Source organism: Geodermatophilus marinus, from assembly GCF_003428645.1.
Taxonomy (GTDB): domain Bacteria; phylum Actinomycetota; class Actinomycetes; order Mycobacteriales; family Geodermatophilaceae; genus Geodermatophilus.
On sequence record NZ_QVQH01000024.1, the window covers coordinates 55659 to 69133 of the forward strand.

At 75.3% G+C, this 13475-nt stretch carries 14 protein-coding genes; 5 read left to right on the forward strand and 9 right to left on the reverse strand.

All coding sequences use genetic code 11. The features are described 5' to 3' along the window. Positions 1-99: 99 nt before the first annotated feature. Both D0Z06_RS20260 and D0Z06_RS20265 read left to right on the forward strand, forming a co-directional pair. Positions 100-1317, forward strand: coding sequence for a thiolase family protein (locus D0Z06_RS20260; protein WP_117379357.1), 1218 nt, complete (start codon positions 100-102; stop codon positions 1315-1317). Continuing rightward, complete coding sequence (locus tag D0Z06_RS20265) at positions 1314-3401, forward strand: 3-hydroxyacyl-CoA dehydrogenase NAD-binding domain-containing protein (protein WP_117379358.1); 2088 nt, start codon at positions 1314-1316, stop codon at positions 3399-3401. Before D0Z06_RS20260 ends, D0Z06_RS20265 begins: the two co-directional genes overlap by 4 nt. Positions 3402-3514: 113 nt before the next feature. On the opposite strand, the gene D0Z06_RS26780 is transcribed toward D0Z06_RS20265, so the two are convergent. Continuing rightward, a complete protein-coding gene (locus D0Z06_RS26780) occupies positions 3515-3643 on the reverse strand; it encodes a hypothetical protein (protein WP_255419362.1) in 129 nt (42 codons plus the stop codon). Positions 3644-3956: 313 nt separating this feature from the next. Between D0Z06_RS26780 and D0Z06_RS26785 the strand changes: the two genes are divergently transcribed. Then, on the forward strand, positions 3957-4088 hold the full coding sequence (locus D0Z06_RS26785; protein ID WP_255419363.1) for a hypothetical protein: 132 nt from the start codon (positions 3957-3959) through the stop codon (positions 4086-4088). Here D0Z06_RS26785 and D0Z06_RS20270 read toward each other — a convergent pair. The 8 genes from D0Z06_RS20270 to D0Z06_RS20305 all read right to left on the reverse strand — a co-directional run bounded on the left by D0Z06_RS20270 (position 4069) and on the right by D0Z06_RS20305 (position 11785). Beyond that, the gene (locus D0Z06_RS20270) at positions 4069-4347 is read right to left on the reverse strand and encodes a thiamine-binding protein (protein ID WP_117379359.1); all 279 of its coding nucleotides are present in this window, start codon (positions 4345-4347) and stop codon (positions 4069-4071) included. The two genes, D0Z06_RS26785 and D0Z06_RS20270, sit on opposite strands and share 20 nt — an antisense overlap. Then, positions 4344-6278 (reverse strand): 1-deoxy-D-xylulose-5-phosphate synthase, encoded by a 1935-nt coding sequence (dxs, locus tag D0Z06_RS20275; RefSeq protein WP_117379360.1) that lies wholly within the window; start codon positions 6276-6278, stop codon positions 4344-4346. The genes D0Z06_RS20270 and dxs overlap by 4 nt, the downstream gene beginning before the upstream one ends. 144 nt (positions 6279-6422) lie before the next feature. Further along, on the reverse strand, positions 6423-6791 hold the full coding sequence (locus D0Z06_RS20280) for a hypothetical protein (protein ID WP_117379361.1): 369 nt from the start codon (positions 6789-6791) through the stop codon (positions 6423-6425). A gap of 48 nt (positions 6792-6839) precedes the next feature. After that, complete coding sequence (locus tag D0Z06_RS20285; protein WP_117379362.1) at positions 6840-7070, reverse strand: DUF4177 domain-containing protein; 231 nt, start codon at positions 7068-7070, stop codon at positions 6840-6842. 62 nt (positions 7071-7132) lie between these two features. After that, the gene (locus D0Z06_RS20290) at positions 7133-7822 is read right to left on the reverse strand and encodes an SGNH/GDSL hydrolase family protein (RefSeq protein WP_117379363.1); all 690 of its coding nucleotides are present in this window, start codon (positions 7820-7822) and stop codon (positions 7133-7135) included. A gap of 154 nt (positions 7823-7976) precedes the next feature. Next, complete coding sequence (locus D0Z06_RS20295) at positions 7977-8168, reverse strand: hypothetical protein (RefSeq protein WP_147332097.1); 192 nt, start codon at positions 8166-8168, stop codon at positions 7977-7979. A gap of 277 nt (positions 8169-8445) precedes the next feature. Further along, entirely contained in the window at positions 8446-9810 is a 1365-nt protein-coding gene (locus tag D0Z06_RS20300; RefSeq protein WP_117379365.1) for a class I SAM-dependent RNA methyltransferase, read from the reverse strand. Further along, complete coding sequence (locus tag D0Z06_RS20305; RefSeq protein WP_233517837.1) at positions 9803-11785, reverse strand: APC family permease; 1983 nt, start codon at positions 11783-11785, stop codon at positions 9803-9805. Before D0Z06_RS20305 ends, D0Z06_RS20300 begins: the two co-directional genes overlap by 8 nt. A 218-nt stretch (positions 11786-12003) precedes the next feature. Here D0Z06_RS20305 and D0Z06_RS20310 point away from each other — a divergent pair, with 218 nt between their 5' ends. Continuing rightward, on the forward strand, positions 12004-12672 hold the full coding sequence (locus D0Z06_RS20310; RefSeq protein ID WP_117379367.1) for a potassium channel family protein: 669 nt from the start codon (positions 12004-12006) through the stop codon (positions 12670-12672). After that, positions 12672-13340, forward strand: coding sequence for a potassium channel family protein (locus D0Z06_RS20315; protein WP_117379368.1), 669 nt, complete (start codon positions 12672-12674; stop codon positions 13338-13340). The genes D0Z06_RS20310 and D0Z06_RS20315 overlap by 1 nt, the downstream gene beginning before the upstream one ends. Positions 13341-13475: the final 135 nt, after the last annotated feature.

Consider the following 13475-nt stretch of genomic DNA (forward strand, 5'->3'; position numbering starts at 1 on the left):
GGGAGGGGGTCCCGTGGCGCGATGGACCCGCCGGTTACCAGCGGGTAACTTGAGGCCTCCGGTCCCTACCGATCGGTAACCACTCGCTGCGGAGGTCCCGTGTCCCGCTCCCTGCGCCATGGCGGACGAGCTGTCGTCTTCGTCGACGGCGTCCGCACCCCCTTCGGCAAGGCCGGCCCGACGGGCGTCTACGCCGAGACCCGCGCCGACGACCTCGTCGTCCGGGTCATCCGCGAGCTGCTGCGGCGCAACCCCGCGCTGCCGGCCGACCGCGTCGACGAGGTCGCGATCGCGGCCACCACCCAGATCGGCGACCAGGGCCTGACCATCGGCCGCACCGCCGCGCTGCTGGCCGGGCTGCCGACGACGGTGCCCGGCTACGCGATCGACCGGATGTGCGCCGGCGCGATGACCGCGGTGACCACCACGGCCTCCGGCATCGCCTTCGGCGCCTACGACGTCGCCATCGCCGGCGGGGTCGAGCACATGGGGCGCCACCCGATGGGCGAGGGCGCCGACCCGAACCCGCGGTTCTTCAGCGAGGAGCTGGTCGACGGGTCGGCGCTCGTCATGGGGTCGACGGCGGAGAACCTGCACGACCGGTTCCCGCACCTGACCAAGGAGCGGGCCGACGCCTTCGCGCTGGCCAGCCAGCAGAAGTACGCCAAGGCCGTGGCCAACGGGCAGATCGGCCCGGAGCTGGTCCCGGTCGCCACCCGCAGCGCCGAGCACGGCTGGGGCTACGCCACCGCCGACGAGCCGCCCCGGCCGGGCACCACCCTCGAGGGCCTGGCCGGGCTGAAGACCCCGTTCCGGCCGCACGGGCACGTCACGGCCGGCAACGCCGCGGGCCTCAACGACGGCGCCACCGGCTGCCTGCTCGCCGCCGAGGAGGTCGCCCGCGAGCTCGGGCTGACCGCCGGGATGCGGCTGGTCGGTTACGGCTTCGCCGGCGTCGAGCCCGAGGTCATGGGCGTGGGCCCCGTCCCCTCGACGGAGAAGGCGCTGGCCCGCACCGGCCTGTCCATCGGGGACATGGGCCTCTTCGAGCTCAACGAGGCCTTCGCCGTCCAGGTGCTGGCCTTCCTCGACCACTTCGGCCTCGCCGACGACGACGAGCGGGTCAACCCGTGGGGCGGCGCCATCGCCGTCGGTCACCCGCTCGCCTCGTCCGGCGTCCGGCTGATGACCCAGCTGTCCCGCCAGTTCGCCGAGCGGCCCGACGTCCGGTACGGCCTGACCGCCATGTGCGTCGGCCTGGGCATGGGCGGCACCGTGATCTGGGAGAACCCGAACTGGGAGGGCTTCACCGAGTGAGCACCGCAGTCTTCGAGGACGAGATCGTGACCCGGGCGCTGGTCCGGTACCTGCGGGTGCCCGGCCTGGCCGGCGAGCTGGCCCTGATCACCCTCGACAACGGGCACGACCACACCCGCCCGTCCACCTTCGGCCCCGGCGGCCTGGCCTCCCTCGACGCCGCGCTCGACGAGATCGCGGCGCACACCCCGACCCCCGCGGCCATCGCCGTCACCGGCAAGCCGTTCGTCTTCGCCGTCGGCGCCGACCTCTCCGGCGTCCCGGCGATCACCTCGGCGGCCGACGCCCGCGCGATCGCCGAGACCGGCCACCGGGTGTTCCGCCGGCTGAAGGACTCCCCGATCCCGACGTTCGCCTTCGTCAACGGCGTGGCCCTCGGCGGCGGCCTGGAGCTGGCACTGCACTGCCACCACCGGACGATCGCCACCACCGCCGCGGTCGCCTTCCCGGAGGTCTTCCTCGGCCTGGTGCCCGGCTGGGGCGGCACGCAGCTGCTGCCGAACCTGATCGGCCCGGACCCGGCGGTCACCGTGGTCGTCGAGAACGCCCTGGCGCAGAACCGGATGACCCCGGCACCGAAGGCGGCGGAGCTCGGCATCGCCGATGCGGTCCTCGAGCCGGCCGACTTCCTCGAGCGGTCGATCGAGTGGGCGGCCGGCGTCCTCACCGGGGACGTCGAGGTCCGGCGTCCCCAGGTCGACCGCGCGGCCTGGGACGACGCGATCGCCCGCGCCCGCGGGATCGTCGCCGCCCGCACCCGCGACGCGTCCCCGGCCGCGCTGCGGGCGGTGGAGCTGCTCGACCGCGCCCGCGCCGGGGTGGAGGGCGACGCGTTCGTCGCGGGCACGGCCGCCGAGGACGACGCGCTGGCCGAGCTGCTGATGAGCGACCCGCTGCGGGCGAGCCTGTACTCCTTCGACCTGGTGAACAAGCGGGCCAGGCGGCCGGCCGGCGCCCCCGACAAGGCGCTCGCCCGGAAGGTGACGAAGGTCGGCGTCGTCGGCGCCGGGCTGATGGCCTCCCAGCTGGCGCTGCTGCTGGTGCGCCGGCTCGAGGTCCCCGTCGTCCTCACCGACGTCGACCAGGCCCGCGTCGACAAGGGCGTCGGCTACGTGCACCGCGAGCTGGACGAGCAGGTCACCGCCGGGAAGCTGACGGCCGACCGGCGGAACCGGCTCACGGGCCTGGTCACCGGCTCGCTGGACAAGGCGGCCTTCGCCGACGCCGACCTGGTCATCGAGGCCGTGTTCGAGGAGATGTCGGTCAAGCAGCAGGTGTTCGCCGAGGTGGAGGCGGTCGTCTCCCCCGAGTGCGTGCTGGCCACCAACACCTCCGCGCTGTCGGTGACCGAGATGGCCTCCGAGCTCGAGCACCCGGAACGCGTGGTCGGCCTGCACTTCTTCAACCCGGTCGCGGTGCTGCCGCTGCTGGAGGTGGTCCGGGCCGAGCGGACCGACGACGCCACCCTGGCCACCGCCTTCGCCGTCGGCAGGGCGCTGAAGAAGTCCTGCGTGCTGGTCGCCGACGCCCCGGCCTTCGTGGTCAACCGGCTGCTCACCCGGTTCCTGGGCGAGGTCACCGCCGCCGTCGAGCAGGGGACGCCGGTGGCCGTGGCCGACCGGGCGCTGGACCCGCTGGGCCTGCCGATGACGCCGTTCGAGCTGCTCACCCTCGTCGGCCCGCCGGTGGCGCTGCACGTGGCCGAGCGGATGCAGGAGGCCTTCCCCGACCGGTTCGCCGTCGGCGAGGGGCTGCGCAGGATGGTCGAGCTCGGCAGGACCTCGGTCTACTCCGAGCCGGGCGTCGTCGACCCCGACCTGGCCGGCATCGACGCCGGCGACTCCCCGCAGTCCGAGGAGGAGGTCCGCGACCGGGCCGTCCGCGCGCTGGCCGAGGAGATCGGGCTGATGCTCGACGAGGGCGTCGTCCAGGCCGTGCAGGACGTCGACCTGTGCATGCTGCTGGGCGCCGGCTGGCCGTTCTGGCTGGGCGGCATCTCCGCCCACCTCGACCGCACCGGGGTCTCCGAGGCGGTCACCGGCCGGCGGTTCCTGCCGCCCGGGGTGGCGTCCCTGCCGGCCTGAGGTCCCGGCCGATGACCAGGTGACCTGGTCGTTGCCGGTCCTGGCTCACCCCCGGTGCTGAGCCGGGACCGGCAACGGTGAGCCCGGACCGGCGGCGATGCCGGAGCAGGCGCTCAGGCACCCGGAGGCCGCGCGATGCTGTCGAGCAGCGCGCCGAGCGCCCACTCGAACTGCACCTGCCCCACCCACGTGGCCGCGGTACCCGCTGTCGCCGCGGTGAGCGGGACCGCCTCGTCCGGCACGGCGGAGAGCCGGACCCGCCGGGCGGCGATCCGCTCGTCCTCCGGGGGGCCAGCAGCACCGCGCGCAGAGCCCGGGCGTAGGCCAGCACGCGGTCCCGCCAGGCCTCCCCCGGCCCCTCCAGCAGGGCGGTGTCGGCCTCGGCGAGCACCCGCTCCACGACCTCGCGCTTCGCCGGCGCGTTGACCGGCGGTCCTGGGGGCCTCGCGCAGGCCCTCGCCCTCGGCCGGCGCTCTCCCCGGCGCCTGGCCGCGCTGACCGCGGTCACCGCGGCAGGCTTGGACCCTCGGGTGGCTGACCACGGCGGGGGTCGGCGTGGACGTGGCACGGCACTACGCCGTCTTCGGCGCCTCCGGTGCCCTGGTCGCCACCGCGCTCACCGGGCTGCTGGCCGTCCCCGCCGTCCGGCGGGCCACCGGCCCGCCGGTCAGCGGAACTTTTGCGTGAGGCTGTCCATCGTCCGGCCCACCGAGGCGATCTTGACGTGCGAGATGCCGGCGGTCGCACCCGCCGCGAGCATGGCCTCGTGCGCGGCCCGCAGGGTGGCCCACACCGCGTCGTCGTCCCCCTCGAGGGTGGTGCCCAGCGCGCCCACCTCGTAGCGCAGACCCGAGGCCTCGATGACGGCGATCGCCGCCTCGACGTGCGCGTGCGGGTCCTCGGGCGTCCCGGCCGGCGAGGGCGCGACCTGGATCTCGGCGATCACCGCTGGGCCCCGTCGACCGGGGCGACCAGGCCGTCCTCGGCGCGCTCGGCGAGCACGGCGGTCCACTCGGCGATCCGGCGGGCGACGTCCTGCTCGGTGAGCCCCGCGTCGGCGAGCACCTGCCCGCGGCTGCCGTGCTCGAGGAAGTCCTGCGGCAGGCCCAGCGTGCGCACCGGGACGTCGCACTGCCGGTCCTGCAGCTCGCGGGTGAGCGTGCTGCCCACCCCGCCGGCGCGGCCGCCGTCCTCGACGGTGACCACCAGCCGGGCCCCGGCCGCCATCTCGACCAGGTCCTCGGGCACGGGCAGCACCCAGCGGGGGTCGACCACGGTCACCTCGATGCCGTGGTCGGCGGCCCGCTCCGCGACGGCCTGGCACATCGGCACCACCGAGCCGACCGCGACGAGCAGCACGTCCGGCCGCTCGCCGTCCCCGCGGGCGGCCCGGCGCAGGACGTCGACCCGGCCGCGGCGCTCCAGGGCGGGGATGTCCGGCGGGAGGGTGCCCTTCGGGAAGCGGACGACCGACGGACCCCCGGTCACCGCCACCGCCTCGCGCAGGGCCTCCCGCAGCGTCGCCTCGTCCCGCGGCGCGGCCAGGTGCAGGCCGGGCACGACCGAGAGGATGGACATGTCCCACATGCCGTTGTGCGAGGCGCCGTCGTCGCCGGTGACGCCGGCGCGGTCGAGCACGAGGGTGACCGGCTGGCGGTGCAGGGCGACGTCCATGAGCAGCTGGTCGAAGGCCCGGTTGAGGAACGTCGAGTAGACCGCGACCACCGGGTGCAGGCCGGCCATCGCCAGCCCGGCGGCCGAGGTGAGGGCGTGCTGCTCGGCGATGCCGACGTCGAAGGTCCGCTCGGGGAAGCGCTCGGCGAAGGGGGCCAGCCCGGTCGGGTGCAGCATCGCCGCGGTGATCGCCACGACGTCGGCCCGCTCGGTGCCGATCCGCACCAGCTCGTCGGCGAAGGCGTCGGTCCAGGCCAGGCCGGCCTTGCGCGCGCTGGTGCCGCTGTCGGGGTCGAACACCCCGGTGGCGTGCCAGGCGTCGACCTGGTCGGTCTCGGCCGGCGGGTAGCCGAAGCCCTTGGTGGTGACGGCGTGCACGATGACCGGCCCGCCGAAGGACCGCGCCCGCCGCAGCGCCGACTCCAGCGCGCGCACGTCGTGGCCGTCGACCGGGCCGACGTACTTCAGGCCGAGGTCCTCGAACATGCCCTGCGGGGAGAGCACGTCCTTGAGGCCCTTCTTGATGGCGTGCAGGGCGTCGAACAGCGCCGAGCCGACGACCGGGGCGCGGTTGATCGCCCGCCGCACCTGCAGCAGCGCCTGCTCGTAGCCGGGGCGCAGCCGCAGGGTGGCCAGCGCGTCGGCCACCCCGCCGATGGTGGGCGAGTAGGAGCGGCCGTTGTCGTTGACGACGATGACGACCGGCCGGTCCTTGTCGGCGGCGATGTTGTTGAGCGCCTCCCAGGCCATCCCGCCGGTCAGGGCGCCGTCGCCGATGACCGCCACGACCGGGCGGCCGTCCCCGCGCACGGCGAAGGCCTTGGCCAGCCCGTCGGCGTAGGACAGCGAGGTGGAGGCGTGGCTGTTCTCCACCCAGTCGTGCTCGCTCTCGGCCCGGCTCGGGTAGCCGGAGAGGCCGCCGCGCTGGCGCAGCCGCTCGAAGCCCTCGACGCGGCCGGTGAGCATCTTGTGCACGTAGGACTGGTGGCCGGTGTCGAAGACGATCGGCTCGCGGGGGGAGTCGAAGACCCGGTGCAGGGCGATGGTGAGCTCGACGCAGCCGAGGTTGGGGCCGAGGTGGCCGCCGGTCCGCGCGACGCTGGTGACCAGGGCATCGCGGATCTCCGCGGCCAGGGTCGGCAGCTGGTCGGCGGGCAGCGCACGCACGTCGTCAGGGGTGCGGATCGATCGCAGGAGCGACACGAGGGGTCGGCGTCCTCTCCGTCGGCGGCAGGTCCACGGCGTCGGAACGGCCGCCGACCAACTGTAGTCGCGGTTCACCGGGTCTTCCGGTCGAGCGCCGGACCCGGATGCAGCGACCGGTCGCCGCACCGGACCGGGACCCGGTCAGAGCCGGGGTACCCACCGCTCGCCGCGCAACGCACCGGCGACGACCCCCACCGCGCGGGCCGCCGCGGCCAGCCGGGCGCCCTCGCGCTCGTAGGCGCGCATCGCCGCCTCCATGGCGTCGGCGGGCAGCTCGTCGGCGAGGTCGACCCGCACCGTCCGCCAGCCCGCCCGGGCCGCCTCCAGCCCGGCGGTCACGTGGTCACGGGCGAAGCGGGCCAGCAGCACCGGGTAGCGCCGCAGCACCTCGTGCGCCCGGTAGTCCGGCGGCACGAGGTCGAACAGCCAGGCCACCGCGCTCTGCTCCCAGTCGGGGGCACCGGGCGGGCGCACGGCGTCCGGCCAGCCCGGCGGCAGCGTCTGCTCCACCGGCCCAGTGTGCCACCCCGTCGAACACGTGTTCGACGGCGGGATGCGCTAAACGGAGGTCGGCCGCTTGAGCCAGAACTGCTCGAACCCCCAGGTGCCCGCCCCGCTCGAGTGGTAGCTGACCAGCTCCCAGCCCTCGCTGCCGAGCCGGTTGAGCACCGAGCTGGTGTCCCCGCTCTGGCGTTCCAGGTGGCCTCCGGGGAGCTTGACGCTCACCCCCGCGCGGTTGGACTCCGCTTCGTTGGCCGTGATGACCGAGGCGTACTCCCAGGTGGTCACACGGGAGACGGTAGCCCGTGGCCGCCCCGGCCCTGATCGGGACCGGCCGGGTGCGGGGCGGGTCAGTGCGGGACGAGGTCGCGCAGCAGCGGCGCCAGCCGGTCGGCGACCAACCGGTGCCCGCGGTCGTTCGGGTGGATGGGGTCGGCCCAGACCGCCGGATCGGCCGGGTCTATCCAGTTCTGCGCGGCCGGGTCGACGAAGGGGACGCCGGCCCGCGCGGCCGCGGCGGCCAGGGCCCGGTTGACCCGGTCGATGGTCGCCGGCGGCGTCCCGGGGTTGTGGGAGGCGCCCACCACGAGGACCCGGGTGCCCGGCCCGGCGCCGGCCCGCAGCCGGGTCAGGGTGTCCGCGGCCGCGGGCAGGAGCGCCTCCGGGGCGCCCCGGCGCTCGTTGAGCGTGCCCTGGACGACCACGACGTCCGCCCCGACCGCGAGGACGGCGTCCACCCGCTCGCCGTAGGTGCTGTCGTTCGGTCCCGGCACGCTGTACCCGCTGCCGCCCACGCCGAGCGCGACCCAGCCCCAGCCCAGCCGGTCGGCGGTCATCGGCGCGTAGCCGTGGCGGCCGGTCGCCCCGGCCCCGCGGGTCCACGAGTCCCCCAGGAAGGCCACCAGCGGCCGCCCGGCGAGCAGCTCCCCGCCGGAGGGCGGCAGCGGCCCGCGCACCCCGGGCACCAGCAGCAGCGCGAGCGCGCCGACCAGCACGGCCGCGGCGGCGAGGAGGGCGCGGGGGCGGCCCGGTCCGGTCACGCGCGCACCCTAGGGCCGCGGACCGCCGGCGAGGGGCCGCCCGCGCGCGGCGGACGGCCCCGAGGTCACGGTCGTCCCGCCGGCACCAGCAGCGCCACGCGCTCCACGTTGGGCAACCGTGGCGGTCCCGGCAGCCTCGCCTCGCGCCGGCCGTTCAGGGCATGCGTCCGCTGGCGCGGAAGGTCTCGGTCACCTCACGCAGCAGCAGACTGCACCCCGAGGAGCAGTCGAACTCGACCAGGTCCTCCCCGACGAGCAGCCCGTCGGGGCCGGTCGACGCCTGCCAGCCGGCCGCTGCGGGCCCGCCGCAGGAGGGGCACCGTTCCCAGCTCACTCGATCGCTCACGCCCACCGAGCATCACCCTGGGTAGGCACTCATGCCAGCGGCGTCACCGAACTGACACATCGGTCTGGGGCGCTCCGTGGGGGCGCCGGCCACGGCGACAGCCGGCTTCTCCGCGGGGCGGGACGCCACGACGCCGCTGCCCGCTGCCCGCTGCCCCGGACAGTGACGGCGCGCGTCACCACGCCGTCCGCGACCGCCGGCCCCGGTCGACCGCACCCCGTCCCCGCCGGGGTCACCGGTGCAGGCCTCGAGGAGGAGGACCGCGGGCCGGCACCGATCACGGGGCTCCGACCAGCAGGGCCACGCACTCCACGTGGGCGGTCATGGGGAAGGCGTCGAAGGCCCGCAGGCCCGCCGGCCGGTACCCCCCGGCCGCGAGGGCGGCCACGTCGCGGGCGAGGGACGCCGGGTCGCAGGCCACGTAGACGACCGCCCGGGCACCCGTGGCCGCCAGCACCCGGCTGACCGCCGCGCCGGCCCCGGCCCGCGGCGGGTCGAGGACGACGACGTCCGGGTCGCCGACCTCGGCCAGCAGCTCCTCGAGCCCCAGCGCGTCGACGTCGCCCTGCCAGACCTCGGCCTGCGGCAGCGCGGCCAGGTTGGCCTCGGCGGCGGCGCACGCGGCCGGGTCGGCCTCGACGCAGAGCACCCGGCCGCCCTCCCCCACGCCGGGGGCGAGCGCGCCGCCGAACAGGCCGGCACCGGCGTAGAGGTCCAGCACCGTCTCCCCCGGGGCCACCTCGGCGAAGCCGGCCACGGCGCCCACCAGCGCGTCGGCGGCCGCGGGGTGCACCTGCCAGAACCCGGTGCCCTCGACCTCCCAGTCCCGCCCCGCCGCGGCCCGCGCCGCCCGCCCGGCCGGCGGCTCGGGGCCGTCGGCGCCGAGCACCCGGGTGGAGCGGGCGACGCCGCGGCGGTCCAGGCGCGTGGTGGTCACCGTCCCGCGCGCGTCGACCGCGACGTCCACCGCGCCGGCACCGGGCCAGGTGCGCCCCAGGACCGCCCGCGCGGCGGGCTCGGCGGTGATCGGGCAGTCGTCGAGCACCTCGACCTCGTGCGACCGGTGCCGGCGCAGGCCCGGACGGCCGTCCCGGTCGACGGCGAACCGGGCCCGGGAGCGCCAGCGCAGGGGACCGCCGGGGAGCTCCTCCACCACCAGCCCGGCCAGCAGCGGGTCGTCGGCGGGCAGGCCGCCGAGCCGGGTCAGCTGCTCCCGGACGACGGCCGCCTTGAGGTCCCGCTGCGCGGCCGGCGCCACGTGCTGCCAGTCGCAGCCGCCGCAGCGCCCGGGCCCGCTGTGCGGGCAGGGCCGCTCGACCCGGTCGGGGGCGGCGGCGAGCACGCGGACGGCGTCGGCCCGGCAGAAGGCCGGCTGGCGGTCCTCCGTCACCCGGACCACCGCCCGCTCCCCGGGCAGCGCGTGCCGGACGAAGACGACCCGGCCCTCGTGGCGGGCCACGCAGTGCCCGCCGTGGGCGACGGGGCCGACGGTGACCTCGAACTCGCGACCGGTCCAGCCCTGCCCCCGGGCGTCCTGGCGCCCCCCGCCGTGGCCCCGTCCAGAGGCTCGCCCCGAGCCTGCGAGGGGTGAGGAGGACGGGGTCCTCTCACGGTGAGGAGGACGGGGTCCTTCTTCAGCCATAGGGGGAGGCCTGCGACTCGTCCTCGGCCAGCCCCCGGCGCAGGTCCCCGGGCGCCGGCCCGCCGGCGCGCAGGCCGGCGTCCTCCCGCCCGATCGAGCTCTCCAGCTGCCAGGGCACCGAGGTGATCATGACGCCGGGCTGGAACTGCAGCCGCGCGCGCAGCCGGAGCGCGCTCTGGTTGTGCAGCACGTTCTCCCACCAGTGGCCGACCACGTACTGCGGGACGAACACCACCACGAGCTCGCGCGGGCTGGCCCGGCGGATGCCCTTGACGAAGTCGACGACCGGCCGGGTGATCTCCCGGTACGGCGACTCCAGCACGGTGAGCGGCACCGGGATGTCGTAGCGCTCCCACTGCGCCTGCAGGGCCCGGGTCTCGGCGTCGTCGACGTTGACGGTGAGCGCGGTGAGCTGGTCGGGCCTGGTGGCGCGGGCGAAGGCGAGCGCCCGGAGGGTCGGCTTGTGCACCTTGGAGACCAGCACGACCGCGTGCACCTTGCTGGGCAGCATCCGGGAGTCGGTGTCGGGCACCAGCTGCTCGGCGACGTGCGAGTAGTGCCGGTAGATCGCCCGCATGAGGACGATGAGGAACGGCATGGAGACGAGCACCAGCCAGGCGCCGTGGACGAACTTGGTGACCACGATGATCACCAGGACGGTGCTGGTCAGCACGGCCCCGGCGAGGTTGATCGCCCGCGAGCGGCGCATCCGCCCCCGCAGCCCCGGGTCCTCCGTGGTGCCCAGCTCCCGGTTCCAGTGCCGGACCATGCCCCACTGCCCGATGCTGAAGCTGATGAAGACCCCGAGGATGTAGAGCTGGATCAGCTGGGTGACCGACGCGTCGAAGACGACGATCAGCAGGGCGGCGAACCCGGCAAGCAGCAGGATGCCGTTGCTGAAGGCGAGCTTGTCCCCGCGGGTGTGCAGCTGGCGGGGCATGAACCGGTCCTGGGCCAGCACCGAGCCCAGCAGCGGGAAGCCGTTGAACGCGGTGTTGGCCGCGAGGATCAGGACGGCGGCGGTGAACGCCTGCACGGCGAAGAACCCGACCGACTGCGGTCCGCCGAAGGTGGCCGCCGCCACCTGGGCGATGACCGTCCGCTGCGGCGCGGTCTCGCAGTCGGCGAAGCCGACCAGGTCGCAGGGCGTCTCCGCGTAGCGGACGCCGGAGAGCAGCGCCAGCGCGGTGAGGCCGGCGAACATCGTCACCGCCACCCCACCCATGAGCGCGAGGGTGGTGGCGGCGTTGCGGCTCTTGGGCGGCCGGAAGGCCGGGACGCCGTTGGCGATGGCCTCCACCCCGGTCAGCGCGGTGCAGCCGGAGGCGAAGGCCCGCAGCACGAGCAGGACCAGCGCCAGGCCGCCCGCCTGGGCGTACCCCTCGTCGGGGGTGATCCCGTACCCGGCGCTCTCGGCGGTCAGCCCGCCGCCGAGGAAGTGCCGCACGAGGCCGGTGACGATCATCAGCAGGACCGCGGTGATGAACAGGTAGGTGGGGGCGGCGAACGCGCGGCCGGACTCCCGCACGCCGCGCAGGTTCAGCGCGGCGAGCAGGGCCACCAGGCCCAGCGCGATCGCCACGCGGTACTCGTTGAGGGCGGGGAAGGCGGAGATGATGTTGTCGGTGCCGGCCGAGACCGACACCGCCACGGTGAGCACGTAGTCGATCAGCAGCGCGCTCGCCACGACCAGCCCGGCGAACTGGCCGTGGTTCTTCATGGCCACCTCGTAGTCCCCGCCCCCCGACGGGTAGGCCTGGACCACCTGCCGGTAGGAGGCCACCACCGTGATCAGCAGCAGCACCACGCCGAGCGCCAGCCACGGCGTCAGGAAGAGGAACGCCGTGCCGGCCAGGGCGAGGATGACCAGCAGCTCCTGGGTCGCGTAGGCCACCGAGGAGAGCGGGTCGCTGGCGAAGATGGGCAGCGCGAGGCGCTTGGAGAGCAGCGACTCACCGAGCCGGTCGCTGCGCACGGCACGCCCGACGATCAGGCGTTTCGGCAGTTGTCCGAGATCGGACAGGTGAGGCACGGCGGCGATCGTACGGAGCCCGCGCGCCGCGGCGCCGCTCCCGGAGGGGTGAGTTCCGGCGCTGCGGACGGCGGCCGGTCACCCCGCCGGGTGTAGCTTCGCGCCCGGGCCGCGCCGGGATCCGCCCGGCGCGGGCGGACCGGGGAGCGGGGAGTCGTCCAGTGCACGTGGTCGTGATGGGCTGCGGCCGCGTGGGGTCGGCCATCGCCCGCCGGCTGGAGGAGATGGGCCACAGCGTGGCGGTCATCGACCAGGACCCCGAGGCCTTCCGCCGGCTCGGCCCGGACTTCAACGGCCGCCAGGTCACCGGGCTGGGCTTCGACCGGCAGACCCTGCTCGACGCGGGCATCGACTCCGCGGGCGCGTTCGCCGCGGTCAGCAGCGGGGACAACTCCAACATCATCAGCGCGCGGGTGGCGCGGGAGACCTTCGGCGTCCAGCACGTCGTGGCCCGCATCTACGACTCCAAGCGCGCCGAGGTCTACGAGCGCATGGGCGTGCCGAGCGTGGCCACCGTCCCGTGGACGGTGAACCGGCTGCTGCGCGAGCTCCTGTCGGTCAAGGTCAGCGAGCTGTGGCGCGAGCCCACCGGGCAGGTCGTGCTCGTCCGCGTGACCGTGACCGAGGTGTGGGTCGGCCGCAAGCTGGCCGAGCTCGAGGCCGCGACCGGGGGCCGGACGCCCTGGATGGTCCGGTTCGGGCAGGCCGTCATCCCGAACGCGGGCACGGTCCTGCAGGACGGCGACCAGCTGGTCATCGCCGCGACCGACGCGATCACCCCACGGCTGCACGAGGTGGTCGAGCGCGGTCCCCAGGGAGGGGAGTCCTGATGCGCGTGGCGATCGTCGGGGCCGGCGCGGTGGGCCGGTCCATCGCCGGGGAGCTGCTCAGCAACGGGCACACCGTGATGCTGATCGAGAAGGACGGCCGCAAGGTGCGCACCCGCGCGGTGCCGGGCGCCGAGTGGGTGCAGGCCGACGCCTGCGAGGTGTCCTCGCTCGAGGAGGCCCAGCTGGCCACCTGCGACGTGGTGGTGGCCGCGACCGGGGACGACAAGGCCAACCTGGTCGTCTCGCTGCTGGCCAAGACGGAGTTCGCCGTCAACCGCGTCGTCGCCCGGGTGAAGGACCCGCGCAACGAGTGGCTCTACACCGAGGCCTGGGGCGTCGACGTCGCCGTCTCCACGCCCCGCGTGCTGGCGGCGCTGGTCGAGGAGGCGGTCACGGTCGGCGACGTCGTCCGGTTGATGAGCTTCCGCAAGGGCGCGGCCAACCTCGTCGAGATCACCCTCGCCGAGGACACCCCGTGGGTCGGCCGGGCGCTGGGCGACGTGCCGCTGCCGCGGGAGACGGTGCTCACCGCGATCCTGCGCGGCGAGCGGGTGATCACCCCCAGCGCCGACGAGCCGCTGGAGGCCGGCGACGAGCTGCTGTTCGTCACGCACGCCGACGTCGAGGAGCAGCTGCAGCAGGTCCTCTCCCCCGCACCCACCGGCTGACGTCTCCCGGCTCTTCGTAGTTGAGGGTGTAGATCGGGCTGGCGCGTCGGTCCCGGGATAGACGTCGAGGCCTTCCGAAGATGGAAGTTCTCACACTGCCCATCCGGAAGGCCTCGACGTGCCTGACGCTACCTT

Bases quoted from the DNA above. Each gene is read 5' to 3' on its own strand.
- D0Z06_RS20300 (WP_117379365.1), bottom strand. From the start codon at position 9,810: ATGGCTGAAGAAGGACCCCGTCCTCCTCACCGTGAGAGGACCCCGTCC.
- D0Z06_RS20315 (WP_117379368.1), top strand. From the start codon at position 12,672: ATGCGCGTGGCGATCGTCGGGGCCGGCGCGGTGGGCCGGTCCATCGCC.